We start from the raw sequence: 24,585 nt of genomic DNA, 5'->3' as shown, positions 1-24,585 counted from the left end.
ATCGAGCGTCACGCCGCCTCCTCGAACTCGAAGAGGTGACGGGGGCGGGGCCGGCCCAGGGCGCCGAGCACGGCGTCCGCCGCACTCACACCACTGCGGACCGCACTCTCCATGGTCGCGGGCCACCCGGTGGCGGTCCACGCTCCGGCCAGGTAGAGGCCGGATGCCTTGGTGCGGGCGCCGGGCCGCAGTCGTCCGACGCCGGGAGTGGGAGCGAACGTCGCCGTGCGTTCCCTGGTCACGAAGAAATCCTTCACCTCGGCCCCCCGCGCGCGGGGCAGCAGCCGCTCCAGCTCGGGAAGGTAGCGCTCGCGCAGCGCGGCGACCGGTTCGTCGATCTCGTCCTGCGCGGCCGACTGGGACAGGGCGAGGTACTGGCCCTGGTGGAGCCCCGATGCCCCGGTCCGGTCGAAGACCCACTGCACCGGGGTGCCGAGGGCCGCGAAGAACGGCCTGCCGAGCACTTCGCGGTCGTAGACCACATGGACGTTGAGGATCGGCGCGGTACCGATCTCCAGCAGCCGTTCGGGGGCGTCCAGCGCCCCCGCGGGCAGCAGGTCGTGGGCCTCGCGCTGCGGGACGGCGAGGACGACCGCGTCCGCGCGGAGCGTCTCGCCGGGAACTTGAACGCTCCAAGTCCCGTTGTCGTCAGTAGAGATGGAGGTGACGCGTGTACGGATCTCGGTACGCACGCCCGCGGAGTCGAGCGCCTTGCGGGCCAGCCGGTCATGCAGGTCGCCCAGCGGGACGCGCGCCCATCCGATGTCGGCCGCGCCCGGGTCGGACAGCAGACCGGTCTTGAACACCATCGCGGCGAGCCCGAGCGAGCACTCGCCCGCGACCGCGTTGAGGGTGGCGACCCCGACCAGGTCCCACAGGGCCTCGACGGCACGCGCCGACTGACCGTGCGCGGTCAGCCAGCTGCCGAAGTCCTGCGTGTCCAGGTTCGGATCGGCGAGGTCGAGCCCCTTGAGCGCGAGCGCGGCACGCCCCACCCTGGCCCGCTCGGCGAGCGAGAGATGCGGGTACGTGGCGAGGCTGCGCCCCAGATGCAGGGGCACCGGCAGCGGGTCGCGCCGCAGTCTGCCCAGCCGCCGCCCCTCGGGCCGTGCCACGTCGAGTACGGGCACGTCGAGACGATCCTGCAGCGGAGCCAGCGCCGCGCCCTCGATGCGGTCGAGGAACCAGCGGTAGCCGGTGCAGCAGCGCAGGTACACGTGCTGTCCGTTGTCGACGGTGAGTCCGTCGCGCTGGAAGGAGAAGGCGAGCCCGCCCAGCCGTGGCCGCCCTTCGAGCAGGGTCACCCGGACTCCGGCGTCGGCGAGCGCGAGCGCGGCGGTGATGCCGGCGAGCCCGCCGCCGATCACCACGGCATCCCGCCCGAGCCGTCCCGGCGTGTCCGCGAGCGACGCGCCGGGCTGCGTACCGTCGGTCATCGTGCACCCTCCCCCGAGCGCCCGCTGTGCGCTGTGATCCGTGCATGGCAGGCCGTTGCAGTCAGGGACGCCGTGCCCCACCGGAGGGTTGCGTGCCACTTTTCGCCGACGGCATCACCTTGGACCGAATTGTCCATCAGGCGCGCCTCCTGACGGTCCGCCGCGTCACATGCCGGGCGTCGAGGCCGGACAGGCCCCGCGCCGCGACGTACGCCTTCTCCCGTCCGGGCAGCGAGACCCGGCCGCGCAGCACGGCTTCCGGGTCGCGCTCGATGCGGTCGAGGAGACGGCGGTAGATGCCGGCCATGGCGGCCACACACGCGCCGCTGCGCCGGTCGAGCATGGGGAGCAGCCGGTAGCCCTCGGCGAAAAGGGCGCGGGCCCGACGCACTTCGAAGTGCACGAGGCCCGCGAAATCGGCGCCCTCCGGTGGTTTCGGCCCCTTGAAGCCCGCCGAGCAGCCGAACTTGGCGAGGTCGTCGGCGGGCAGATAGGTGCGCCCGCCCTCGGCGTCCTCACGGACGTCCCTGAGGATGTTGGTGAGCTGAAGCGCGAGCCCGAGCGTGTCGGCGTACTCCGGCGCGCGCTCGGCGCCGCGCGCTTCCGGCTGCGTACCGAACACACCGAGCGAGAGCCGCCCGATGGCGCCCGCCACACAGCGGCAGTACACCTTCAGGTCGTCCCAGGTCTCGTAGGTCTCGCCGCGTACGTCCATCAGCACGCCGTCGATGAGTTCGTCCAGGCCGCCGAGCGGGATCGGGAAGGTCTCGGCGGCGTGGGCGAGGGCGACGGCGACCGGATCGGTGTCGTCCTCGGCGACCGCGCCGTCGCGCACCCGGGCCAGCATCGCCCGGGTGTCCTCGAGTCTCGTGCTCTTGATGTCGCCGGCCAGCGCGCCGTCGCCGATGTCGTCGACGCGCCGGGAGAAGGCGTACAGCGCCGACATCGCGCGCCGCTTGGGCGTCGGCAGCAGTCTGATGCCGTACGCGAAGTTACGGGCCTGCTGTCCGGTGACGGCCTCGCAGTAGCTGTAGGCGGCGAGTACCGGTGCGGGCACGTCCTGTTCCGACTCCACGGTCCGGATCACCCCTTTCCTCGCAGAGTCACGCCCACCTCGCGGAGCAACCGGAGCTTGCCGGGCTTGGGCGGGCCGGGAAGTACGTCGTATTCGGCGGCGGCGATCGCGTGGATCGCCGCCCTTCCTCCCGCCACGAACCCTGCGAGCAGCAGCCTCAGCCTGCCGTGGACGCTACCCACCAGGGGGGCGCCTTCATTCAGGAGATCGCGGGCGCGTTGTGCTTCGTATGCAACCAGTGCGCGCACTGATGCGCCCCCGATTTTCGTGGCGAGATCCGCCTCCTGGACGTGAAAACGCTTCATGTCCGCGGCGGGCAGGTAGATGCGGTCGCGGCCGCGGTCCTCGGCGACGTCCTGGAGGTGTTCGACGATCTGGAGGGCCGTGCAGATCGCGTCGGAGTGACGGATCCGCTCCGGGGTCGAAGTGCCGGTGACGGCGAGGACGAGACGGCCGACGGGATTGGCGGACAGCTCGCAGTAGGCGAGCAGGTCGTCGTAGGTCTCGTAGCGCGTGACGAGCTGGTCCTGCCGGTTGGCGGCGATCAGGCCGAGGAAGGGCTCGGGGGTCAGCGCGCGACGGCGGACGGTCGGCTGCAGGCGGCGCAGCAGCGGGTGGCGTGGCCCCGGGCCTGCCGTGTCGAAGACCCGGTGGAGGTCGGCCTCGAAGGCGTCCAACATCACCAGGCGGTTCTCGGCCTCCGCGGGCGGCACCCCGAGCAGACGGGCGTCGGCGCCGCCGGGGGCGAGGTCGCCGTCACCGATGTCGTCGACGAGGCGGGCGAAGCCGTAGACGGCCATGAGGTCGGCGCGCCAGTCCCTGGGCAGGAAGAAGGGGGCCACGGGGAAGTTCTCCGCCGCGGCCTTGTCGAGCGTGCCGCGCTCCGTTTGGCCGGGGCGCGTCGTGCCGGTTCCCGTCACCGTCGGCTGCCCGCGCCGGGGACGGCACGTGCTGCGTGGAGCTGGGGAGTTTCCGTAGCCATTGCCGTCACATCTCCCGTTCTACACCGCCAACCCAATACCCACTATTTCGGACACGCCGCCCGGCCGTCCGCGCGGCCGCCCCGGCAGCGGATGTCGCGCATTATCGCCCCACTTGCCGTGATTCGGGACCGCCCCAGCTTACGTTGTACAACGCGCCAAGGATCTCCGGGGTGTCCTGCGCATCACAAGAACACACCGATTGGCCCCAAGATTCCTAAGGCGGGCCGAAGTTGACGGTTTCCTTTGCAGACGCGGAGCCCCGCCGGACCAGTTCCGGCGGGGCCCTGGGAAGCGGGGCGGTCTCTTTCGCCCGGGTCCGGGTGGACTACTTGCCCGTGAACTTCTCGTACTCCTTGAGGACCTCGTCGGTCGGGCCGTCCATACGCAGCTCGCCGCGTTCGAGCCACAGGACGCGGTTGCAGGTGTCACGGATCGACTTGTTGTTGTGACTGACGAGAAACACCGTGCCGGCCTCCCTGCGCAGCTCCCGGATGCGCTCCTCGGAGCGCTTCTGGAACTTGCGGTCGCCGGTGGCCAGGGCCTCGTCGATCATCAGGACATCGTGGTCCTTGGCAGCGGCGATGGAGAACCGCAGGCGGGCGGCCATACCGGAGGAGTAGGTGCGCATCGGGAGGGTGATGAAGTCGCCCTTCTCGTTGATGCCGGAGAACTCGACGATCTCCTCGTAGCGCTCCTTGATCTGCTCCCGGGTCATTCCCATGGCGAGCCCGCCCAATATGACGTTCCGCTCGCCGGTGAGGTCGTTCATGAGGGCCGCGTTGACGCCGAGCAGGGAGGGCTGGCCGTCGGTGTAGACCTTGCCCTTCTCCGCGGGGAGGAGACCGGCGATGGCGCGCAGCAGGGTCGACTTGCCGGAGCCGTTCGAGCCGATCAGGCCGATGGCCTCGCCCCGGTAGGCGACGAAGGAGACGCCCTTGACGGCGTGCACCTTGCGCACCCCGCGTTCCTCGCCTCGCTTGAGTATGCGGCTGAGGGCCGCGGTCGCGCTGCCCTTGCCGGCCTTGGTGCCGTTGACGCGGTAGACGATGTGCAGCTCGTCCGCGATGACGGTGGGGATCCGCTCCTCGAAGGTGTGATCAGCCACGGCCGTACCTCTCCTCCGCCTTCCAGAAGTACACGAACCCGCCGACCGCCAGGAGCAGCGCCCAGCCGCCCGCGGCCGCCCAGACGTGGTCGGGCAGGTTCTCGGTGCCGTAGCCGTCGATCAGCGCGAAGCGCATCAGGTCCATGTAGATGGCGGCCGGGTTCCACTGCAGGACGGACGCCATCCAGGCCGGCTTGTCCTCCAGCATGATCGGGATGGAGAACATCACGCCGGACGCGTACATCCACGTACGCATCACGAACGGCATGAGCTGCGCGAGGTCCGGGGTCTTCGAGCCCGCCCGGGCCATGATCAGGGCGAGGCCGGTGTTGAAGGCGAACTGCAGGACCAGGATCGGGACGATCAGCGCCCAGGACAGGTCGGGGTAGCTGCCGAAGGCGGCCGTGACCGCGAACAGCACGATCATCGAGGCCAGCAGCTGCTGGAGCTGCTGGAGCGCGAAGGAGACCGGCAGCGAGGCGCGCGGGAAGTGCAGGGCGCGGACCAGGCCGAGGTTTCCGGAGATCGCGCGGACGCCCGCCATCACCGAGCTCTGCGTGAAGGTGAACACGAAGACGCCGGTGACCAGGAACGGGATGTAGACCTCGCGGGACATGCCGCGGTCGGCCTCGAGGATCACGCCGAAGATGAAGAAGTACACGGCCGCGTTCAGCAGCGGCGTGACCACCTGCCACAGCTGGCCCAGCTTCGCCTGGCTGTACTGGGCGGTCAGCTTCGCCCGCGAGAAGGCGAGGATGAAGTGACGCCGGTCCCAGAGCTGGCGGACGTACTCGACGAGGGAGGGGCGGGCGCCGCTCACGGTCAGCCCGTACTTCTCGGCGAGCCGTGCCGCCGTCAGGCCCTCGTCGGGCGGTACGGGCGCGCTCACCGCGACCGTGCCGTCGTGCGTTGTCTCACTCACTAGTGGAAACTTTCGTCTTCGGGATGCGCAGCCTGTGCGGGCATGGCATGAGCCCGGAACCTCGGTACGGCCCCGGTGCACTCAGGAACGAGCTTGTCAGATGACAGGGGGCCGGCCCAGTCGAGTCAGCCGCCACACCGTACGCCACTTCATGGGCCGGCGCGGTCCGCAGGGCGTCGTCCAGCCTTCCCGGAATCCGCCGAACCACGCTTTCAGGGCGGAGCGCGAGGGACGGCGCAGCAGGGTGAGCAGCAGCCAGACACCCAGGTAGACCGGGATCAGGAGCCTGGGCAGGTTGCGGCGGGCGAGCCAGACCCGGTTGCGGGCGACCATGCGGTGGTAGACCGCGTGCCGGGAGGGCGCGGTCGTGGGGTGGTACAGCACCATGTCGGACCGGTAGTCGATCATCCAGCCCGCGTCGAGGGCCCGCCATGCCAGGTCGGTTTCCTCGTGTGCGTAGAAGAATTCGTCCGGGAGGCCGCCGACTTCGGCGAGGACCTGGGTGCGTACGGCGTTGGCGCCGCCGAGGAAGGTGGTGACCCGGGAGGAGCGCATCGGGTCGGAGGCGCGCAGCCGTGGGACGTGGCGGCGCTGGGTGATCCCTGTCTCGGGGTCGGCGATGCGGAAGCTGATGATGCCGAGCTGGGGGTCGGCCTCGAAGGCCCGGCGGCACAGTTCGGCGGTGTCGTGGCCGGCGAGGAGGCCGTCGTCGTCGAGGAACAGCAGTATGTCGACGTCGCGGCCGCTGGGGCCGAAGGCCTCGATGCCGACGTTGCGGCCGCCGGGGATGCCGAGGTTCTCCGGCAGTTCGATGGTGCGGACGCCTTCGGGGACGTCCGGGACGGGCGAGCCGTTGCCGACGACGACCGCCTCGACGCGGTCGCCGTCCTGCTTGGCGACCGAGTCGAGCAGGGCGCGCAGTTCGTCGGGGCGGTTGCCCATGGTGATGATGACCGCGCCGACCTTCATGCCACTCATCGCAGCCTGCTCGACGCGAGGATGGACACGAGGTGCAGCAGCGTCTGCAGGAGCGCGATGCCGGCCAGTACCGCGACGCCCAGGCGGGAGAAGAACAGGTCGTCCCGCACCGTGTCCAGGATCGCCAGGACCAGGATCAGCAGGGACGCCTCGATGCCGAGCACCAGGCGGTGGAACTTCAGTGCCGCGGCGGCCTTGCGGGCCAGCGCCATGCCGGACGAGCGCGGCTCGGCGGCCGACTCCTTGACCGGCGGCAGGCCGCCCTGGTGGCGGGCGACGCCGACGAGGTCGGTCTCGGCCTTGATCAGGATCGCGCCGAGCGCGGCGAGCGTGCCGAGGAAGGCCCACAGCCAGTCGATCCGTCCCGAGCCCCACAGGTCGGCGGCGCGCAGACCGAAGCCGACGAGCACGGCCGCGTCGGTCAGGTAGGCGCCGACCCGGTCCAGGTAGACCCCGCCGAGCGAGAACTGCTGCCTCCAGCGGGCGATCTCGCCGTCGACGCAGTCGAGCAGCAGATACAGCTGGACGCACACCACGCCGAGCACGGCGCCCGGGATCCCCGGCACCAGGAGTGCCGGGGCCGCCAGGACGCCGAAGACGGTCATCAGGTACGTGAGCTGGTTGGGCGTGACCCTGGTGTTGACCAGGTAGCGGTCGACCCGCAGGGACACCTCGCGCATGTAGAGGCGCCCCATCCAGTGCTCACCGCTGCGCCGGTCCTTCACCCCCGCGGGGTGGACGACCGGCCGGAGTTCAGCTACCGATGGCCTTGACATAGTCGGCGTAGATGTCCTTGATCTGTTCGGTCTTGAGGTCGAGGTGTTCGAGGATCGTGTAGCGGCCGGGCCTGGTCTCCGGAGCGAACTCCACGACCCGGACGAACTCGTCCACCGTGAAGCCGATCTCCTCCGGGAGCACCGGAAGCCCGTGCCGACGCAGCACCTCGGCCATGTAGGCCGACTCCTCGTGGGCTCCGCGCAGGTACATCGCGAAGGCGGCGCCCAGTCCGCACTGCTCTCCGTGGGCGGCCGCCCGCTTGGGGAAGAGCAGGTCGAAGGCGTGGTTGATCTCGTGGCAGGCCCCGGAGGAGGGCCGGGAGTCGCCGGACACCGACATCGCGATACCGCTGAGGACCAGCGCCTCGGCGAGCACCTGGAGGAAGTCGGTGTCCCCGATACCGCCCGGGTGCCTGAGGACCGCCTCGCCGGCCTGCCGGGCGATCGCGGCGGCGAGGCCGTCGATCTTCTCGCCCTTGACGCGGTTGGCGAGCTCCCAGTCGGCGATCGCGGAGATGTTGGAGACGGCGTCGCCGATTCCGGCGCGCACGAAGCGGACCGGGGCCTCGCGGATGACGTCGAGGTCGATGACGACCGCGATCGGGTTCGGGACGCCGTAGGAGCCGCGGCCCGCGTCGTTGTCGAGGGTGGCGACCGGCGAGCACAGGCCGTCGTGCGCGAGGTTCGTCGGTACGGCGACCAGCGGGAGGCCGACGCGTGCCGCGGCGAACTTGGCGCAGTCGATGATCTTGCCGCCGCCGAGGCCCACGACCGCGTCGTAGTGGCCGGCCTTTATGTCGCCGGCCAGCCGGACCGCGTCGTCGAGGGTGCCGCCGCCGACCTCGTACCAGGTCGCGCCGGGCAGTGAGGGGGCGAGGCGCTCGCGCAGCTTGGCGCCGGAGCCGCCGCTGACGGCGATGGCGAGCCTGCCGGAGTGCGAGATGCGCTCGTCGGCGAGAACCCCGACCAGGTCGTCCAGGGCACCCGGGCGGATGTCCACGACGACCGGCGAGGGGATGAGCCGGGTCAGTAGAGGCACGCGATCTCCCGTCCACGGGCGAGATCGTCGTGGTTGTCGATCTCGACCCACTTGACGTCGCCGATCGGCGCCACCTCGATCCGGAAGCCGCGGTTCACGAGTTCCTGGTAGCCGTGCTCGTAGAACTGCTGCGGGTCCGTCTCCCACACCGTCTTCAGCGCGTCGGCCAGCTCCGGGGCGGCGTCGCCCTCGATGAGGGTGACGCCGATGTACTCGCCGGTGGCCTCGGCCGGGTCCATCAGCTTGGTGATCTTCGTCATGCCCTTGGCGGGGTCGACGACGACCTTCATCTCCTCGTCCGCCAGGGACTTCACCGTGTCCAGGGCGAGGATGATCTTCTTGCCGTCGCCGCGGGCGGCGAGCAGCGTCCTCTCGACGGAGACCGGGTGGACGGTGTCGCCGTTGGCGAGGATCACGCCGTCCTTGAGGGCGTCACGGCCGCACCACAGGGAGTAGGCGTTGTTCCACTCCTCGGCCTTGTCGTTGTCGATGAGCGTGAGCTTGAGGCCGTACTTCTGCTCCAGGGCCGCCTTGCGCTCGTACACGGCTTCCTTGCGGTAGCCGACGATGATCGCGACCTCGGTCAGACCGATCTCGGCGAAGTTGCCGAGGGTCAGGTCCAGGACCGTCGGTTCGCCCTCTATGCCCGCGGGCCCCACCGGCACCAGCGCCTTGGGAAGGCTGTCGGTGTAGGGGCGCAGACGCCGTCCGGCGCCGGCCGCCAGCACGAGGCCGATCATGCGGGTTCTCCTTCATCGTGTACGGCGGGCGCGCCACCCTTGTGGGCGGACACCCAGAAGCGGATGCTCTCGACGAGCACCACCAGGGCGACGGCCACGGCGAGGACCGTGAGCGCGACCTTGAACTGCGAGGCGGAGAGCACCGCGGCCAGGACGGTGACGAGCAGCGTCCGCCCTTCGTGCCCCCCGATGGCGCGCACCAGCCAGGCCGGGGGCGCCCCGGCGTTGCCGCGGATGCGGTACACCGTGTCGTAGTGATGGTAGGCGACTGCCCCCACCAGGCCGAAAGCTGCAGGAAGGGCCCCGTTCACGTCCGCTTGGGCCGCCAGTACCAGGACGGTGCCGTATTCGGCGGCGCGGAAGAGCGGGGGGACGAGCCAGTCCAGGGGGCCCTTGAGGGGCTGCACGACAGCAGCGCCCGAGGTGAGCACGTACAGCGCGGCCAGGGCAACGGGCCACGCGCTGCCGTACGGCTCCAGCGCCGCGACACCGACCACCATCGCGGCGGCAGGCAGCACGAGGAAGGCGCGGGAGCCGAGCGGGCCGTAGGTGGGTAGCTTACGAAGAAGTGCGGCCACTCCCTGCGCGAGCGGCCCGCTGTCCGCCAGGTCCGCCAGCGCCTGCGCCGCCCTGTCCGTCCTCTTGGCCTTGCGCGTCAGCGACCGCAGCACGCGGCCCGCCGTCGTGTACGTCGCAGCGAACGCGCACCCGATGAGCAGCGCGTAGAAGGTGATACGAGGAGTGGTCACCGCCGTGAGGACGGCGATCATCGCCCACCGTTCGCCGATCGGCAGGACGATCATCCGGCGTACCCAGACCGTCCAGCCGACGCTGTCCAGCTTGTCCGAAAGGGCAGCCGTGGGGCTGGTGTTGGCGGTGGCGTCGTGGTTGGCCTCGTTGAAGGAGAAGTCCACGATGTGCCGGCAGCTCTGCAGGACCATCGCGCCGAGCGCGAGGGCCCATACATCGTCACTGCCGCCGCCGCGGGCGGCTCCGAGGGCCAGGCCCGCGTAGTAGGCGTACTCCTTGGCCCGGTCGAAGGTGGCGTCAAGCCAGGCGCCGAGCGTCGAGTACTGCAGGGAGTAGCGGGCGAGCTGTCCGTCGGTGCAGTCGAGGACGAAGGAGAAGATCAGCAGGATGCCCGCGGCGATGAATCCGCCGCGCGTTCCGGTGGCCGCGCAGCCGGCCGCTATCAGCGCGGTGATCAGGGAGGCGGTGGTGACCTGGTTCGGGGTCAGGCCCCGGCGGGCGCACCAGCGGGCGAGGTAGCGGGAGTACGGGCTGATGCAGTAGGTGGTGAAGAAGCCGTCGCGGGCCTTCACGGCCGACTTCAGGCGTACGGCCTCGTCGTCGACGGCGGCCACGGCCTGCCGTGCCTCGTTGCGGGCCTGTGGGTCGGCCGGGACCTCGGCGACCAGGCTGCCGAGCTCGGGGCGGTGCACCTCGGTGCCGTCGGCGGCCAGGGCGGCGACGACGCGGTCGGCGAGGCTGTCGACGGCGAGGGCCGTACCGCCGCCCGCGGAGTTCTCGCGGGCCGCTGCCCGGGTCAGGGCCTGGCGGCCGGCCGGCTGGGCGGTCACCGCGCCCGGCACCGCGGCGAGCGGGAAGCGGGGGTCGGTGAGGCCGAGGCGCAGCGCGTGGACGTGACCCACGAAGCGGGCGTCGACCACGGCGACCCGCTGGTCACCCGGCACCCGGGCGAGGAGCGCCTCGGCGTCGGCGGCGTCGGCGGCGGTCCGGACGTCGAAGCCGAGGGACCGCAGATCACCCTCGATCGACGATCCGGGGACCGGCTGACCGGTGAGGATGGCGGTCGACAACCGAACTCACTCCCTGAACTCCGACGTGTGGGCGCCGGGCATGTGCATGGTGGGGCGCCCCTTGGTGTGGCTGGGCTGCACCAACCGGGCGGCGTGTCGGCAGAGGCTATCGGATCCCCGGAAGCTGGTGTTCACCGCCCGTTCACGGGCAGATCAACACCGTCTCCACCGGCCTTTGCCGCGATCATCATCGGTGATCGCGGGCCCCGCCCACAAACCTGCCCTCCCAGACCGGGCATCCCGGACATCGCGCCGAGTGTCGGGGCGTGCGCATAGGGTGGACGACCATGACATGGCTGATCACCGGCGGGGCCGGATACATCGGGGCACATGTGGCGCGGGCCATGACCGACGCCGGGGAGAGCGCCCTCGTCCTCGACGACCTCTCGGCCGGGGTGCCCGCACGGCTGCCGGCGGGCGTTCCGCTCGTCCACGGCTCGTCGCTGGACGCGGGCCTGCTGAAGCGGGTGTGCGCCGAGCACGGGGTGACCGGCGTGGTGCATCTCGCGGCACGCAAGCAGGTCGCCGAGTCCGTGGCGCAGCCGACGCGCTACTACCGGGAGAACGTCGGCGGTCTCACCACGCTCCTGGAAGCGGTCGCCGAGGCCGGGATCAAGCGCTTCGTCTTCTCCTCCTCGGCGGCCGTGTACGGCAACCCCGGTGTGGACCTGATCACGGAGGACACTCGGTGTGTTCCGGTGAACCCGTACGGCGAGACCAAGCTCGCCGGGGAGTGGCTGGTGCGGGCGGCGGGCCGGGCGCACGGCATCTCGACCGTGTGCCTGCGCTACTTCAACGTGGCCGGGGCGGCCGCGCCCGAGCTGGCGGACACCGGGGTCTTCAACATCGTCCCCATGGTCTTCGACCGGCTCACGCGCGACGAGGCGCCGCGGATCTTCGGCGACGACTATCCGACACCGGACGGGACGTGCATCCGTGACTACATTCACGTCGCCGATCTCGCCGAGGCCCACCTCGCGGCGGCCCGGCGGCCGACCGAGGACACCACGCCCGGCGACCTGACGGTCAACATCGGCCGCGGCGCGGGCGTCTCCGTACGCGAACTGATCACGGTCATCGGCGAAGTGAGCGGCGACCGGCGGCCTGCCCTAGTCGAGGCCAGGCGCCCCGGGGACGCGCCCCGCGCGGTCGCCTCGGCCGCTCGGGCCGCCGAGCAGTTGGGCTGGACGGCCCGGCGCGGGGTGCGCGAGATGGTCGAGTCGGCGTGGCAGGGGTGGCTGCGGCACCACGGCGGGTGAGCCGGGCGAGAGATTGCCGCCGCCCTGACCTGCGGATCGTTTCTGCAGGTCAGGGCACATGACAACGGTGTTCAGTGCCGCGTTGCCCCATACCCCCCACCCGTAGTTCACTGTGGTCTCGGGCGGAAAACAGGAGGCGCTTTTCATGGGGGCTGGGCACGATCACGGGCATACGCACGGTCCGCCGGCGGGTACGGCGACCGCCGCGTACCGCGGGAGGCTGCGGGTCGCGCTGTCCATCACGCTCGGCGTCATGGTGGTCGAGATCATCGGCGGCGTGGTCGCCGACTCGCTGGCGCTGGTCGCCGACGCGGCGCACATGGCGACCGACGCGCTGGGCCTCGGCATGGCGCTCCTCGCGATCCACTTCGGGAGCCTCCCGCCGAGCGACCGGCGCACCTTCGGGCTGGCCCGCGCCGAGATCCTCGCCGCCCTCGCCAACTGCCTGCTGCTGCTCGGGGTCGGCGGATACGTCCTGTACGAGGCGATCCAGCGGTTCGTCACACCCGCCGACACGGAGGGCGGGCTGACCATCGTGTTCGGCGCGATCGGTCTGGTCGCGAACATGGTCTCGCTGTCGCTGCTGATGCGCGGCCAGAAAGACAGTCTGAACGTGCGCGGCGCGTTCCTGGAGGTGGCGGCGGACGCGCTGGGCTCGGTCGCGGTGCTGATCTCGGCGGTGGTGATCCTGACCACCGGCTGGCAGGCCGCCGACCCGATCGCCTCGCTCGTGATCGGCCTGATGATCGTGCCGCGCACCTGGAAGCTGCTGCGCGAGACCCTGGACGTGCTGCTGGAGGCTGCCCCCAAGGACGTGGACATCACGGACGTACGGGCCCACATACTGGCCCTGGACGGTGTCGAGGACGTCCACGACCTGCACGCCTGGACGATCACCTCCGGGATGCCGGTCCTGTCCGCGCACGTGGTGGTGCGCTCGGACGTCCTGAGCGCGATCGGCCACGAGAAGATGCTGCACGAGCTCCAGGGCTGCCTCGGCGACCACTTCGACGTGGAGCACTGCACCTTCCAGCTGGAGCCGAGCGGGCACGCGGAGCACGAAGCGCGGCTGTGCCACTGACACACGGGTTCGGGCACTGAAACCCGAGTTCGGACGGAACGCATCGGTCCGGTGGACGGCTGCGTCCTCATGCTCACAGCCCCGCCCCGGACGGTTCCTCGGCCGCCGCGCCGGGCACGATCAACTGCCGGGAGTGCCGGATTCGTACGGCACACTTGGGGCGCGAAGACCAATGCGAAGGATGGGTATGCCGATCACACCTGCCACCGCGACGCACAGTTCGTCGAACGGCACCGTGGACGCGATTTTGCTGGAACTGGTCGACGAGAACGGTGTGACGATCGGCACCGCGGAGAAGCTCGCCGCCCACCAGCCGCCGGGGCAGCTGCACCGCGCCTTCTCGGTGTTCCTCTTCGACGAGCACGGCCGGCTGCTGCTCCAGCAGCGGGCGCTGGGCAAGTACCACTCCCCCGGCGTGTGGTCCAACACCTGCTGCGGCCACCCCTATCCCGGCGAGGCGCCCTTCGCGGCGGCCGCCCGGCGGACGTACGAGGAGCTCGGTGTCTCCCCGTCGCTGCTCGCCGAGGCGGGCACGGTCCGCTACAACCACCCCGACCCGGCCTCGGGCCTGGTCGAGCAGGAGTACAACCACCTCTTCGTCGGGCTGGTGCAGTCACCGCTGCGGCCGGACCCGGAGGAGGTCGGCGCGACCGCCTTCGTGTCTCCCGCCGAGCTGGCGGAGCGGCACGCGAAGGACACCTTCTCCGCCTGGTTCATGACCGTCCTGGACGCGGCCCGCCCCGCGGTCCGGGAGCTGACGGACACGTCCGCCGGCTGGTGAGCTGCCTTACGGCACGCTCGCGGGCTTGAGCGGCAGGGCGGCCCAGATCACCTTGCCGCCGCTCGCCGTGTGCTCGACGTCGCACACCCCGCCCGCCTCCCGGGTGATCTCGCTCACCAGGAGGAGTCCGCGGCCGCCGGTCCGGCCGTGGTCGGCCTCCAGGGCGGTCGGGCGGTAGGGGTGATTGTCCTCCACGGACACCCGCACCCACTCCGCGCCGACGGCGATCTCCACGGCGAGCATCGGCGACAGCAGCGCCGCGTGCCGCACGGCGTTCGTGACCAGCTCCGAGACGATCAGCAGCAGCCCCTGGACGAGGTCGTCCGAGACCGGCACTCCCTGGCGGTGCAGCAGGTCCCGTACGGCATGCCGCGCCTGCGGGACCGAGGCGTCGACGGCGGGAGCGGTGAACCGCCACACGCCCTCGTACGGCAACGGTTCCGGCGGCCTCGGGTCGCCGGGCTCGTCCGTGCCGCCTGCTGGGCGTGGGCCGGACCCGCGCCCATGGTCTTCCATCGTCCGGTCGCCACCCTTGCGCTCGATTGTCACCACATCTCGAGTGTTGGTAACGAGCCCCGCCGCCCCGAAGAACTGAACACAAGTCAGCGCCTATCGAGCGGTTCTGACCGTTGGCGTATGACAGCGTCAGTTGTGGGACCGCTCTTGTCCGCCTCTCACCGCCTTCGCGAACTATTCGGGTTGTACGGGTTTGACCGCCGTCTTGTCCGATTCGTTCCGCCTGTCGCTCTCACCGGACCTCTTGATCGCCGGCGCGGAGGGGGCGGATAGCATCCGGCGCATGGAGCCGCAGCTGTTGCACACCGTCGCCGACTCGGTCGCCACCGTCGTCGTCCACCATCCGGCCAAGCGCAACGCGATGACGGCCGCGATGTGGCGGGCACTGCCGCCGCTGCTGGACACACTGGCCGCCGACCCGGACGTACGGGCGCTGGTGCTGACCGGTGAGGGCCCGACGTTCTGCGCGGGAGCCGACATCTCCACGCTCCGGGGGTCGCCGGACGAGGCGCAGGGGCTGGCCGTGCGTGCCGAGGAGGCCCTCGCCGCCTTCCCGAAGCCGACGCTCGCGGCGGTCCGCGGTCACTGTGTGGGCGGCGGGTCGCAGCTCGCGGCGGCCTGTGATCTGCGGTTCGCCGAGGAGGGCGCGCTGTTCGGGGTGACCCCGGCGAAGCTCGGAATCGTGTATCCGGCCTCCTCCACCCGGCGGTTGGTGTCGCTGGTGGGGCCTGCCGCCGCCAAGTACCTGCTGTTCTCGGGCGAGTTGATCGACACCGAGCGGGCGCTGCGCACGGGTCTGGTGGACGAGGTACTGCCCGGGGGCGGACTCGCCGAGCGGGTCGCGGAGTTCACCCGGATCCTGGTGTCCCGCTCGCAGCTGACACAGGCCGCGGCGAAGGAGTTCGCGGACGGGCGCACGGACCGCGACACCTTCTGGGCCGGGCAGGCGCGCGGCAGCGGCGACACCGCGGAGGGGGTCGCCGCGTTCCTGGAACGCAGACAGCCGCGCTTCACCTGGAGCGTGTCTACGTCAGGATGAACCGGCTCTTGGCGCGGAACTCCTCGACGAGGTGCGCCGGAGCCTTGTGCGGGGAGCCGGCGTCGTAGGGTGGCTGCGGGTCGTACTCCGTCAACAGCTGGACCGCCTGGGCGTGTTCGTCGCCCGCGATCCTGCCGAGCAGGGTCAGGCCCATGTCGATGCCGGAGGAGACACCGGCCGCGGTGACGTACTTGCCGTCGAAGACGACCCGCTCCTCGGCCGGCTCGACCCCGAACCGCTTCAGGAAGTCGAGCGCCAGCCAGTGCGAGGTCGCTCGGCGCCCGGTGAGCAGGCCGGCCGCGGCGAGCAGCAGGGAGCCGGTGCACACGGAGGTCGTCCAGGTGCTGGTGGCGTCGGCGGTGCGCAGCCAGTCCAGGAGGGTGTCGTTCTCCATCTGCGGGGTCTGGCCGGGGCCGCCGGGCACGACCACGAGGTCGGGACTCGGCACCTCGGCGAGCGTCCGGTCGGCGGTGAGGGCGAGGTTCCCGGTGTCGGTGCGCACCGGGCCGGTCCGCTCGGCCACGAAGACGGTCTCCGCGTCGGGGAGGCGGCCCAGGGTCTCGTACGGGCCGACGGCGTCCAGGGCGGTGAAGCGGTCGAAGAGGACGATGGCGATCTGCATCTGTTTCCTTTCGGCGGGCGGGGCGGGGGCGTCAGCGGGCGGGTGCGGGTGCGGGCGTCAGCGGGCGGGTGCGGGCGTCAGCGGGCGGGTCCGGGGCAGGGAGCGGGTGCGGGTGCGGGCGTCAGCGGGCGGATGCGGGGCAGGGAGCGGATGCGGGTGCGGGCGTCAGCGGGCGGGGCGGGGCGTCAGCGGGCGGGTGCGGGGCGGAACCGGCGGCGGTACTCGGCCGGGGCCGCGCCGAGCGCCTTGAGGAAGGCGCGGCGCATGGCCTCGGGGGTGCCGTAGCCGCTGGCGCGGGAGATCTCCTCGACTCCGTCGCCGGTGTCCTCCAGGAGGCGGCGGGCGTGTTCGAGGCGGACCCGGTCGACATAGCGGCCGGGTGTCATGCCGGTCTCGGTGCGGAAGGCGCGGGCGAAGTGGCGGGGTGACAGCCGGGCGCGTTCGGCGAGCGACTCGACGCTCAGGTCTCCGGCGGGATGCTCGGTGATCCACTGCTGGACCTCCCGCAGCGGCTCGCGCTGAGCGGTCTGGGCGGCCAGCTGGGCGCTGAACTGGGCCTGGTTTCCGGGCCTGCGCAGGAAGACGACCAGGTGGCGGGCGACGGTGAGCGCCGCTTCCCGGTCCAGGTCCTCCTCGACGAGGGCCAGGGCCAGGTCGATGCCCGAGGTGACGCCCGCCGAGGTGGAGACCTGCCCGTCCCGTATGTAGATGGGGGCCGGGTCGACGTCGATGGCGGGGTGGTCGCGGGCGAGTTTGTCGCTGTACGCCCAGTGGGTGGTGGCGCGGCGGCCGTCCAGCAGACCCGCCTCGGCGAGCAGGATCGCGCCGGTGCACACGGAGACGAGGCGCCGCGCGCGGGGGCCGTGCTCGCGCAGCCAGCCGGTCAGCCGCGGGTCGGGGGTCCGGGTGCCCTGGCCGCCCGGGACGAGGAGGGTGTGCGGGCGTGGTGTGTCGGCGAGGGTCGCGTCCGGTACGAGGGTCAGGCCGCTGGAGGTGCGCACGGGAGCGCCGTCCAGGGAGGCCGTGTGCACGCGGTACGTGCCCGGGGTGTGCTTCTCGGCCCCGGCGAAGACCTCGACGGGGCCGGAGACGTCCAGGCTCTGGACGCCGTCGAAGAGGACGACGAGAACGGATCGCTGCGGCATGGGGCCGATTCTTCGCCGAGGGCGGCGTGGCGGCAATGACGAGTTCCCCACCTTTTCTGCCATGCGCCTGCCATGGGCAACCGGGCGGGCTGCCGGGACCGCTGGGACGGTGAGCATGGCCCGCGATCGCCGAGGTACTCGGTGATTCCGGCCGCAGTGGCCGGGAGTCGAAAGGGGAATGACGTGTTCCGTGCGATCGCAGACGTACTGCGCCAGATCGGTGGGGCCATCGCCACCGTCGTGACGCTGCCCTTCCGGGCGCTGGCCCGGCTCTTCGGAGGTGCCTCGAGTTCGACGCGCAGCCGCAGGGTCTGACCGCCCGGCCCGCCGGGATTCCGCCCTGGACCCCGACTGTCGGTGCCACCTGCCACAATTGCCGCGCAACCTCAGTGGAGAAGGCGGTACGGCATCGTGACGACACCCCTCGTAGGGTCCATCGAAGGCAGGATCGCCGAGGAACTCGGCGTACGGGAGCGGCAGGTCAGGGCTGCCGTGGAACTGCTCGACGGCGGTTCGACGGTGCCCTTCATCGCCCGCTACCGCAAGGAAGCGACCGAGATGCTCGACGACGCGCAGCTGCGCACGCTCGAGGAGCGGCTGCGCTATCTGCGGGAGCTGGAGGAGCGGCGGACGGCGATCCTGGAGTCGGTGCGCGAGCAGGACAAGCTGACGCCCGAGCTCGAGGCGCAGATCCGCGGCGCCGAGACCAAGGCGCGGCTGGAGGACATCTACCTGCCGTTCAAGCCGAAGCGGCGCACCAAGGCGCAGATCGCGCGCGAGGCCGGTCTCGAGCCGCTGGCGCAGGGGCTGCTCGGTGACCCGAGCGTGGAGCCCCTCGCCGCGGCCGCCGCGTTCGTCGACGCCGACAAGGGTGTCGCCGACCCTCAGGCGGCTCTCGACGGCGCCCGGGCGATCCTCACCGAGCGGTTCTCGGAGGACGCCGACCTGATCGGCGAGCTGCGCGAGCGCATGTGGGTGCGCGGACGGCTGGTCGCCAAGGTGCGGGAGGGCAAGGAGGAGGCGGGCGCCAAGTTCTCCGACTACTTCGACTTCGCCGAGCCGTTCACCGCGCTGCCCTCGCACCGCATCCTGGCGATGCTGCGCGGCGAGAAGGAGGACGTCCTCGACCTCGTCCTGGAGCCGGAGGAGCCGACGGAGGGCCCTTCCTCGTACGAGGGGATGGTGGCGCACCGGTTCGGGATCACCGACCGGGGCCGACCGGGCGACAAGTGGCTGCAGGACACGGTCCGCTGGGCCTGGCGCACCCGTCTCCTCGTGCATCTCGGCCTCGACCTCAGGCTGCGGCTGCGGACGGCCGCCGAGGACGAGGCCGTGAACGTGTTCGCGGCGAACCTGCGCGACCTGCTGCTCGCCGCCCCGGCCGGCACCCGCGCGACGCTGGGGCTGGACCCCGGGTTCCGTACGGGCGTCAAGGTCGCCGTGGTCGACGCGACCGGCAAGGTGGTGGCGACGGACGTCATCCACCCGCATGTCCCGGCGAACAGGTGGGACGAGGCGATCGCCAAACTGGCCCGTCTCGCCAAGGAGCACGCGGTCGAGCTGGTCTCGATCGGCAACGGCACGGCGTCCCGGGAGACCGACAAGCTCGCCGGTGAACTGATCGCCAAGCACCCGGAGTTGAACCTCACCAAGGTGATGGTGTCGGAGGCGGGCGCCTCCGTGTATTCGGCCTCCGCCTTCGCCTCCCAGGAGCTGCCCGACATGGACGTGTCGCTGCGCGGCGCCGTGTCGATCGCGCGGCGGCTCCAGGACCCGCTCGCCGAGCTGGTGAAGATCGACCCGAAGTCGATCGGGGTCGGCCAGTACCAGCACGACCTGTCCGAGGTGAAGCTGTCGCGTTCGCTGGACGCGGTGGTGGAGGACTGTGTCAACGGCGTGGGGGTCGACGTGAACACCGCCTCGGCACCGCTGCTCGCCCGGGTCTCCGGCATCTCCTCCGGGCTCGCCGAGAACATCGTGGCGCACCGTGACGCGAACGGGCCGTTCAAGTCCCGCGCGCAGCTCAAGGGTGTGGCGCGGCTGGGCCCCAAGGCGTACGAGCAGTGTGCGGGCTTCCTCAGGATCCGCGAGGGCGACGACCCGCTGGACGCGTCCAGCGTGCACCCGGAGGCGTATCCCGTCGTGCGGCGGATGGTGAAGACCGCCGGGCAGGAGGTGGCCTCGCTCGTCGGCAACACCGGTGTGCTGCGCTCGCTGAAGCCGCAGGACTTCGTTGATGAGACGTTCGGTCTGCCGACGGTGACCGACATCCTCAAGGAGCTGGAGAAGCCGGGGCGCGACCCGCGGCCCGCGTTCAAGACGGCCACCTTCAAGGAGGGCGTCGAGAAGATCTCCGACCTGTCGTCCGGGATGATCCTGGAGGGCGTGGTCACGAACGTGGCGGCCTTCGGGGCGTTCATCGACGTCGGTGTCCACCAGGACGGTCTGGCGCACGTCTCCGCGCTGTCGAAGACGTTCGTCAAGGATCCGCGGGACGTGGTGAAGCCCGGCGACATCGTCAAGGTGAAGGTGCTGGACATCGACATCCCGCGCAAGCGGATCTCGCTGACGCTGCGCCTCGACGACGAGGCGGCACCGCAGGAGCGGCAGCCGGCCTCGGGCGGCGGCGAGCGCCGGCAGCGGGGCAGCCGTCCGCCGCAGCAGCGGCAGAACCGGGGCGGCGGCAGTGGCGGCGGTGGCGGTGGCGGCGGTGGCGGTGCCTCGCGTCAGGCTCCGCCGCCTTCCAACAGCGCGATGGCGGACGCCCTGCGCAAGGCGGGTCTCGTCGACCCGAAGAAGGGCAGGCGCTGACAAGGCGGCGTCCGAGCGGTCCGGCCCGGATTCTCCGGTATGCCACGGAGGGTCCGGGCCGGTTCGTCCGTAGGGTGGCGCCATGCGGACATCACGTGTGCTCACCTGGGACGTGTCCGAAAGCGGGGGCTACGAGACGGCCTGGGTCGACCTCGACGAGAAGGTGCTGCGGGCCCGTGGCCGGGCGGTCGGCACCGTGCCCGAGACGTACTGGATCTCGTACGCGCTCGACACGGCCGACGGCTTCGTCACCCGCCGTCTGCTGGTGGAGGCCGCCACCCCGCACGGCACCCGCTTCCTCGACCTGCGCCGCGACGACGGGGGCCGCTGGACGATGAACGGCGAGCGGATCCCCCAGGTCGACGGAGCCCTCGACTGCGACCTCGGGCTGTGTCCGCTCACCAACACCATGCCGGTGCTGCGGCACGGCCTTCATCGGGAGCCCGGGGAGCGCGAGTTCCTGATGGCGTGGGTGCGGGTCCCCGAGCTGACCGTGGAGCCGTCCCGGCAGACCTACACCCACCTCGGCCATGGACGGGTGCGCTTCGCCTCCGGCGACTTCCGCAGCGACCTGGAGTTCGACGAGGACGGCTGCGTGGTCGACTATCCGGGCCTGGCGCGGCGTCTCACCTCGCGTTAGCGCTCGGTCACCTTGCCGTCCGCGACCTCCAGGCGGCGGCTGACGTGGACCGCGTCCAGCATGCGGCGGTCGTGGGTGACCAGGAGGAGTGTGCCCTCGTAGGCGTCGAGCGCCGACTCCAGTTGTTCGATGGCCGGCAGGTCCAGGTGATTGGTCGGCTCGTCGAGGACCAGGAGGTTCACGCCCCGGCCCTGGAGCAGGGCCAGCGCGGCCCTGGTGCGTTCGCCCGGGGAGAGCGTGGCGGCCGGGCGCAGGACGTGGTCCGCCTTGAGGCCGAACTTGGCCAGGAGCGTGCGGACCTCGGCCGGTTCGGTGTCCGGGACGGCCGCGCCGAAGGCGTCCAGCAGGGCTTCCGGGCCGTGGAACAGCTTGCGGGCCTGGTCGACCTCGCCGATCAGGACGCCCGAGCCGAGGGAGGCGCTGCCCGCGTCCGGCTCGATGCGGCCCAGGAGGACGGCGAGGAGCGTCGACTTGCCCGCGCCGTTCGCTCCCGTCACCGCCACCCGGTCCGCCCAGTCGATCTGCAGGGACACCGGGCCGAGCACGAAGTCGCCGCGCCGGACCTCGGCGTCCCGCAGGGTCGCGACGACCGCGCCCGAGCGGGGGGCCGACGCGATCTCCATGCGCAGGTCCCACTCCTTGCGGGGCTCCTCGACGACGTCGAGGCGTTCGATCATGCGCTGGGTCTGGCGGGCCTTGGCGGCCTGCTTCTCGCTGGCCTCGCTGCGGAACTTGCGGCCGATCTTGTCGTTGTCGTTGGCCGCCTTGCGGCGCGCGTTCTTCACGCCCTTGTCCATCCAGGAGCGCTGGGTCTGGGCCCTCTCCTGGAGGGCGGCCTTCTTGTCGGCGTACTCCTCGAAGTCGCCGCGGGCGTGCCGACGGGCGACCTCCCGCTCCTCCAGGTAGGCCTCGTAGCCGCCGCCGTAGAGGGTGATCTGCTGCTGGGCGAGGTCGAGCTCGAGGACCTTGGTGACCGTGCGGGTGAGGAACTCGCGGTCGTGGCTGACGACGACCGTGCCGGCGCGCAGGCCGCTCACGAAGCGTTCGAGGCGCTCCAGGCCGTCCAGGTCGAGGTCGTTGGTCGGCTCGTCGAGGAGGAAGACGTCGTAGCGGGACAGGAGCAGGGAGGCGAGGCCGGCCCGGGCCGCCTGGCCGCCCGACAGCGAGGTCATCGGCTGGTCCAGGTCGACGGCCAGGCCGAGCGAGTCGGCGACCTCTTCCGCCCGCTCGTCGAGGTCGGCGCCGCCGAGGTCGAGCCAGCGCTCCAGGCTCGTCGCGTAGGCGTCGTCGGCGCCCGGTGCGCCGTCGACCAGGGCCTGGGTGGCCTCGTCCATCGTGCGCTGGGCCTCGGCGACGCCGGTGCGGCGGGCGAGAAAGTCCCGGACGGACTCGCCGGGCCGTCGCTCCGGCTCCTGCGGCAGATGGCCGACGGTCGCCGTCGGCGGGGACAGCCGCAGCTCGCCCTCCTCCGGGGCGGTGAGGCCGGCGAGCATCCTGAGCAGCGTGGACTTGCCCGCGCCGTTGGCTCCGACCAGCCCGATGACGTCTCCGGGCGCGACGACGAGGTCGAGCCCGGAGAACAGGGAGCGGTCGCCGTGGCCGGCGGCGAGGTTCTTGGCGACGAGGGTGGCAGTCATCAGACCGCCGATGATAGTGGCCCGCCGCGGCGGTCTGCTTCTCGATTACTGTTCGTGGTTTTTCAGTGCGCCATCGCCTCCACCAGCACACTCCCCGAGGTGCGCGCCACCACGAAGGACTCCCCCTTGACCGCTTTGGTGTCCAGGGCGATGCGGTGGCGGCCCGGTTCCAGGATGCCGTCGAAGAGGTCGTGGGCGTGGGTGCGGTAGAGGCGGTCGAGGCGGTACGCGGTGAGGCGGACCCGGCACGGGGAGGTGACCTCGACGCCCGCCTCGCCGTCCGCGGCCACCAGGCGGGTGAGGCGGCGCCGTTCCACGGGACTGCGGTCCAGGGCGTGTTCGATCTGGGCGACGAGGAGGGGGACGATCGGGGCGAGGCCGTCGACGTAGGCCACGTCGACTCCCGCGCGTTCGAAGGAGCGGCGCACGGAGGCACGTTCCTCCTCGGTGACCGCCCGGCCGAAGGCGACGGCGCCGTAGGCGCGCAGTTCGTCGGCGGGGACGTCCTGCGCGTCACGGGTGATGTCGGCGCCGATGCCGATGGTGCGCAGGGCGGCGGCGAGCTTGGCGAGGAGGGCGACGCGGGCGCCGATCAGCAGCACGCGGCGCCGGCGGGTGTCGGCGGAGGTGTCCAGGAGGGAGCTCAGCGCCGCACGGTACTCAGCGCCTTGGAAGCGGAACGGACCGATGCCGTGGTAGCCGTTGAGCTCCAGGTCGGCGTGTTCGTCGGTCTGCCAGGCGAAGTCCCGCCAGATGTAGTCGTCGCCGTCCCGGTCGATCACGGCGGTGACCGCGCCGCAGGCCAGGTCCTCGCAGTCGGGGCAGCCGTAGACGACGTAGCGGCCGTCGGGCAGCGGTGCGTCCGTCTCCCGGAGCAGGCTGCGGACCTGGGCGGTGAAGATCGCGGGCGGGATGTCCGAGGCGAGCGGGGAGACGGCGTCGAGGTCGGAGAGCTGGAAGAGGAGCGGGCGTCCGTCGACGATGAAGTCCACGAAGTCCCGGTGGATGTGGTATTCACCGTTGGCGAGGACTTCACCGGCACGCATCGCCGGTGCCAGGCCGAAGGTCGCGTACTCGGCAGACATGCTGTGAGTATCCCCAGAGCGGGCGCCGTCTGAGCACGGCATGACATATTCCGCTACTGTCCGCCGATGGAAAGCGAACGGCAGGACGCCGTCGTCGTGGTCGGCGGCGGTGTCATCGGACTGACGACGGCCCTCGTGCTCGCCGAGCGCGGCCGGCGGGTGCGGGTGTGGACGCGGGATCCGGTCGAGCGGACCACCTCGGCGGTTGCCGGGGCGCTGTGGTGGCCGTACGCGATCGAGCCGGCCGAGCTCGCCCGTACCTGGGCGCTGCGCTCGCTGGACGTCTACGAGGAGCTGGCGGCCTCCCCCGAGGTGACCGGCGTACGCATGGTCGAAGGGGTACTGGGCGAGGCGGACCTGGACCTGGACCGGGCCGTGGCCTGGGCGGGCGCGCGGCTGCCGGGGCTGCGGGCCGCGACGGCCGAGGAGTACGCCGGGACGGGGATGTGGGCGCGGCTGCCGCTCATCGACATGTCGACTCATCTGCCGTGGCTGCGAGAGCGTTTCCTCGCCGCGGGCGGGGTGATCGAGACGCGTACGGTGGCCGACCTGGCGGAGGTCGACGCGCCGGTCGTGGTCAACTGCACGGGACTGGACGCCCGCGAGCTGGTGCCGGACGCTTCCGTGCGTCCCGTGCGCGGGCAGCTGGTTCTCGTGGAGAACCCCGGCATCCGCACTTGGCTCGTCTCCACGGACGCGGCAGGGGAGAAGGCGTACTTCTTCCCGCAGCCCGGCCGGCTCGTGCTGGGCGGCACCACGGACGAGGACCAGTGGTCTCTCGAGCCCGATCCCGCGGTGGCGGAGGCGATCGTACGGCGGTGTGCGGCGCTGCGGCCCGAGATCGCCGGGGCGCGTGTGCTGGGGCACCTGGTGGGGCTCAGGCCCTCCCGGGACGCGGTCCGGCTGGAACGTGAACTCCTGCCCGGCGGACGGGTGTTGGTGCACAACTACGGGCACGGCGGTGGGGGTGTGACCGTGGCCTGGGGGTGCGCGGAGGAGGCGGCCGGGCTGGCCGCCCCCTAGGGGGTGTTTCGAAAGTCCCGCACAGCACCCACGGCGCCCGGCACGCACTCTCGCCGCACCGGCCGAAAGCCC

Annotated in this window: 24 protein-coding genes; 8 read left to right on the top strand and 16 right to left on the bottom strand. The window is 71.5% G+C overall.

The features are described 5' to 3' along the window. Positions 1-8: 8 nt before the first annotated feature. From hpnE to AC5P09_RS37040, 11 genes are all read right to left on the bottom strand, one after another. Entirely contained in the window at positions 9-1,436 is a 1,428-nt protein-coding gene (gene hpnE / locus AC5P09_RS37090; protein ID WP_493878101.1) for a hydroxysqualene dehydroxylase HpnE, read from the bottom strand. Continuing rightward, positions 1,433-1,573, bottom strand: a complete 141-nt coding sequence (locus AC5P09_RS37085; RefSeq protein WP_493878100.1) for a DUF6380 family protein — start codon at positions 1,571-1,573, stop codon at positions 1,433-1,435. The genes hpnE and AC5P09_RS37085 overlap by 4 nt, the downstream gene beginning before the upstream one ends. Next, on the bottom strand, positions 1,573-2,523 hold the full coding sequence (hpnD, locus tag AC5P09_RS37080) for a presqualene diphosphate synthase HpnD (RefSeq protein ID WP_493878099.1): 951 nt from the start codon (positions 2,521-2,523) through the stop codon (positions 1,573-1,575). Before hpnD ends, AC5P09_RS37085 begins: the two co-directional genes overlap by 1 nt. Beyond that, a complete protein-coding gene (gene hpnC, locus AC5P09_RS37075; protein ID WP_493878098.1) occupies positions 2,520-3,431 on the bottom strand; it encodes a squalene synthase HpnC in 912 nt (303 codons plus the stop codon). Before hpnC ends, hpnD begins: the two co-directional genes overlap by 4 nt. A gap of 388 nt (positions 3,432-3,819) precedes the next feature. Beyond that, the gene (locus AC5P09_RS37070; protein ID WP_493878097.1) at positions 3,820-4,599 is read right to left on the bottom strand and encodes an ABC transporter ATP-binding protein; all 780 of its coding nucleotides are present in this window, start codon (positions 4,597-4,599) and stop codon (positions 3,820-3,822) included. After that, a complete protein-coding gene (locus tag AC5P09_RS37065) occupies positions 4,592-5,521 on the bottom strand; it encodes an ABC transporter permease (protein ID WP_493878096.1) in 930 nt (309 codons plus the stop codon). Before AC5P09_RS37065 ends, AC5P09_RS37070 begins: the two co-directional genes overlap by 8 nt. A 96-nt stretch (positions 5,522-5,617) precedes the next feature. Then, positions 5,618-6,499, bottom strand: coding sequence for a glycosyltransferase family 2 protein (locus AC5P09_RS37060; RefSeq protein ID WP_493878095.1), 882 nt, complete (start codon positions 6,497-6,499; stop codon positions 5,618-5,620). After that, positions 6,496-7,275, bottom strand: coding sequence for a CDP-alcohol phosphatidyltransferase family protein (locus AC5P09_RS37055; RefSeq protein ID WP_493878094.1), 780 nt, complete (start codon positions 7,273-7,275; stop codon positions 6,496-6,498). Before AC5P09_RS37055 ends, AC5P09_RS37060 begins: the two co-directional genes overlap by 4 nt. Next, a complete protein-coding gene (locus AC5P09_RS37050; protein ID WP_307678549.1) occupies positions 7,253-8,314 on the bottom strand; it encodes an iron-containing alcohol dehydrogenase family protein in 1,062 nt (353 codons plus the stop codon). Before AC5P09_RS37050 ends, AC5P09_RS37055 begins: the two co-directional genes overlap by 23 nt. Beyond that, complete coding sequence (locus AC5P09_RS37045; protein ID WP_493878093.1) at positions 8,302-9,054, bottom strand: phosphocholine cytidylyltransferase family protein; 753 nt, start codon at positions 9,052-9,054, stop codon at positions 8,302-8,304. Before AC5P09_RS37045 ends, AC5P09_RS37050 begins: the two co-directional genes overlap by 13 nt. After that, the gene (locus AC5P09_RS37040; protein WP_493878092.1) at positions 9,051-10,874 is read right to left on the bottom strand and encodes a DUF5941 domain-containing protein; all 1,824 of its coding nucleotides are present in this window, start codon (positions 10,872-10,874) and stop codon (positions 9,051-9,053) included. The genes AC5P09_RS37045 and AC5P09_RS37040 overlap by 4 nt, the downstream gene beginning before the upstream one ends. 287 nt (positions 10,875-11,161) lie before the next feature. Here AC5P09_RS37040 and galE point away from each other — a divergent pair, with 287 nt between their 5' ends. From galE to idi, 3 genes are all read left to right on the top strand, one after another. Further along, entirely contained in the window at positions 11,162-12,133 is a 972-nt protein-coding gene (gene galE, locus AC5P09_RS37035; RefSeq protein WP_493878091.1) for a UDP-glucose 4-epimerase GalE, read from the top strand. Between the two features lie 145 nt (positions 12,134-12,278). Continuing rightward, positions 12,279-13,214: a cation diffusion facilitator family transporter gene (locus AC5P09_RS37030; RefSeq protein WP_493878090.1), complete on the top strand. Its 936-nt coding sequence runs from the start codon at positions 12,279-12,281 to the stop codon at positions 13,212-13,214. Between the two features lie 187 nt (positions 13,215-13,401). After that, a complete protein-coding gene (gene idi / locus AC5P09_RS37025; RefSeq protein WP_493878089.1) occupies positions 13,402-13,995 on the top strand; it encodes an isopentenyl-diphosphate Delta-isomerase in 594 nt (197 codons plus the stop codon). Between the two features lie 6 nt (positions 13,996-14,001). Here the strand turns inward: idi and AC5P09_RS37020 are convergent, their stop codons facing one another. Beyond that, positions 14,002-14,511 carry an ATP-binding protein gene (locus tag AC5P09_RS37020; protein ID WP_493878127.1) on the bottom strand — a complete coding sequence of 170 codons (510 nt, stop codon included), beginning with the start codon at positions 14,509-14,511 and terminating at the stop codon, positions 14,002-14,004. Positions 14,512-14,794: 283 nt separating this feature from the next. Here AC5P09_RS37020 and AC5P09_RS37015 point away from each other — a divergent pair, with 283 nt between their 5' ends. Beyond that, complete coding sequence (locus AC5P09_RS37015; protein ID WP_493878088.1) at positions 14,795-15,550, top strand: enoyl-CoA hydratase/isomerase family protein; 756 nt, start codon at positions 14,795-14,797, stop codon at positions 15,548-15,550. Here the strand turns inward: AC5P09_RS37015 and AC5P09_RS37010 are convergent. Both AC5P09_RS37010 and AC5P09_RS37005 read right to left on the bottom strand, forming a co-directional pair. After that, positions 15,537-16,172 (bottom strand): DJ-1/PfpI family protein, encoded by a 636-nt coding sequence (locus tag AC5P09_RS37010; RefSeq protein WP_493878087.1) that lies wholly within the window; start codon positions 16,170-16,172, stop codon positions 15,537-15,539. The genes AC5P09_RS37015 and AC5P09_RS37010 overlap by 14 nt on opposite strands. 185 nt (positions 16,173-16,357) lie before the next feature. Continuing rightward, entirely contained in the window at positions 16,358-17,317 is a 960-nt protein-coding gene (locus tag AC5P09_RS37005) for a GlxA family transcriptional regulator (protein WP_493878086.1), read from the bottom strand. A gap of 183 nt (positions 17,318-17,500) precedes the next feature. On the opposite strand from AC5P09_RS37005, the gene AC5P09_RS37000 reads away from it, so the two are divergent. The 3 genes from AC5P09_RS37000 (at position 17,501) to AC5P09_RS36990 (ending at position 20,768) form a co-directional block, all read left to right on the top strand. Next, positions 17,501-17,632: an LPFR motif small protein gene (locus AC5P09_RS37000; RefSeq protein WP_010042827.1), complete on the top strand. Its 132-nt coding sequence runs from the start codon at positions 17,501-17,503 to the stop codon at positions 17,630-17,632. A gap of 96 nt (positions 17,633-17,728) precedes the next feature. Next, positions 17,729-20,128 (top strand): Tex family protein, encoded by a 2,400-nt coding sequence (locus tag AC5P09_RS36995; RefSeq protein WP_493878085.1) that lies wholly within the window; start codon positions 17,729-17,731, stop codon positions 20,126-20,128. 82 nt (positions 20,129-20,210) lie between these two features. Beyond that, positions 20,211-20,768, top strand: a complete 558-nt coding sequence (locus tag AC5P09_RS36990) for a putative glycolipid-binding domain-containing protein (protein WP_493878084.1) — start codon at positions 20,211-20,213, stop codon at positions 20,766-20,768. Here AC5P09_RS36990 and AC5P09_RS36985 read toward each other — a convergent pair. Together AC5P09_RS36985 and AC5P09_RS36980 are read right to left on the bottom strand one after the other, a co-directional pair. Next, positions 20,765-22,405, bottom strand: a complete 1,641-nt coding sequence (locus tag AC5P09_RS36985) for an ABC-F family ATP-binding cassette domain-containing protein (protein ID WP_493878083.1) — start codon at positions 22,403-22,405, stop codon at positions 20,765-20,767. The genes AC5P09_RS36990 and AC5P09_RS36985 overlap by 4 nt on opposite strands. Before the next feature lie 62 nt (positions 22,406-22,467). Next, positions 22,468-23,490, bottom strand: coding sequence for an oxidoreductase (locus tag AC5P09_RS36980; protein ID WP_493878082.1), 1,023 nt, complete (start codon positions 23,488-23,490; stop codon positions 22,468-22,470). Positions 23,491-23,556: 66 nt separating this feature from the next. Here AC5P09_RS36980 and AC5P09_RS36975 point away from each other — a divergent pair, with 66 nt between their 5' ends. Further along, positions 23,557-24,513, top strand: coding sequence for an FAD-dependent oxidoreductase (locus tag AC5P09_RS36975; RefSeq protein WP_493878081.1), 957 nt, complete (start codon positions 23,557-23,559; stop codon positions 24,511-24,513). Positions 24,514-24,585 lie beyond the last annotated feature (72 nt).

It is taken from the genome of Streptomyces sp. a15, from assembly GCF_059026085.1.
This window is presented reverse-complemented; position numbering and strand designations above follow the sequence as displayed.

Coding starts and splice junctions, on each gene's coding strand:
- hpnE (WP_493878101.1), bottom strand. CDS start 1,436: ATGACCGACGGTACGCAGCCCGGCGCGTCGCTCGCGGACACGCCGGGA.
- AC5P09_RS37085 (WP_493878100.1), bottom strand. CDS start 1,573: ATGGACAATTCGGTCCAAGGTGATGCCGTCGGCGAAAAGTGGCACGCA.
- AC5P09_RS37060 (WP_493878095.1), bottom strand. CDS start 6,499: ATGAGTGGCATGAAGGTCGGCGCGGTCATCATCACCATGGGCAACCGC.
- AC5P09_RS37055 (WP_493878094.1), bottom strand. CDS start 7,275: ATGTCAAGGCCATCGGTAGCTGAACTCCGGCCGGTCGTCCACCCCGCG.
- AC5P09_RS37045 (WP_493878093.1), bottom strand. CDS start 9,054: ATGATCGGCCTCGTGCTGGCGGCCGGCGCCGGACGGCGTCTGCGCCCC.
- galE (WP_493878091.1), top strand. CDS start 11,162: ATGACATGGCTGATCACCGGCGGGGCCGGATACATCGGGGCACATGTG.
- AC5P09_RS37030 (WP_493878090.1), top strand. CDS start 12,279: ATGGGGGCTGGGCACGATCACGGGCATACGCACGGTCCGCCGGCGGGT.
- idi (WP_493878089.1), top strand. CDS start 13,402: ATGCCGATCACACCTGCCACCGCGACGCACAGTTCGTCGAACGGCACC.
- AC5P09_RS37020 (WP_493878127.1), bottom strand. CDS start 14,511: ATGGAAGACCATGGGCGCGGGTCCGGCCCACGCCCAGCAGGCGGCACG.
- AC5P09_RS37015 (WP_493878088.1), top strand. CDS start 14,795: ATGGAGCCGCAGCTGTTGCACACCGTCGCCGACTCGGTCGCCACCGTC.
- AC5P09_RS37010 (WP_493878087.1), bottom strand. CDS start 16,172: ATGCAGATCGCCATCGTCCTCTTCGACCGCTTCACCGCCCTGGACGCC.
- AC5P09_RS37005 (WP_493878086.1), bottom strand. CDS start 17,317: ATGCCGCAGCGATCCGTTCTCGTCGTCCTCTTCGACGGCGTCCAGAGC.
- AC5P09_RS36990 (WP_493878084.1), top strand. CDS start 20,211: ATGCGGACATCACGTGTGCTCACCTGGGACGTGTCCGAAAGCGGGGGC.
- AC5P09_RS36985 (WP_493878083.1), bottom strand. CDS start 22,405: ATGACTGCCACCCTCGTCGCCAAGAACCTCGCCGCCGGCCACGGCGAC.
- AC5P09_RS36980 (WP_493878082.1), bottom strand. CDS start 23,490: ATGTCTGCCGAGTACGCGACCTTCGGCCTGGCACCGGCGATGCGTGCC.
- AC5P09_RS36975 (WP_493878081.1), top strand. CDS start 23,557: ATGGAAAGCGAACGGCAGGACGCCGTCGTCGTGGTCGGCGGCGGTGTC.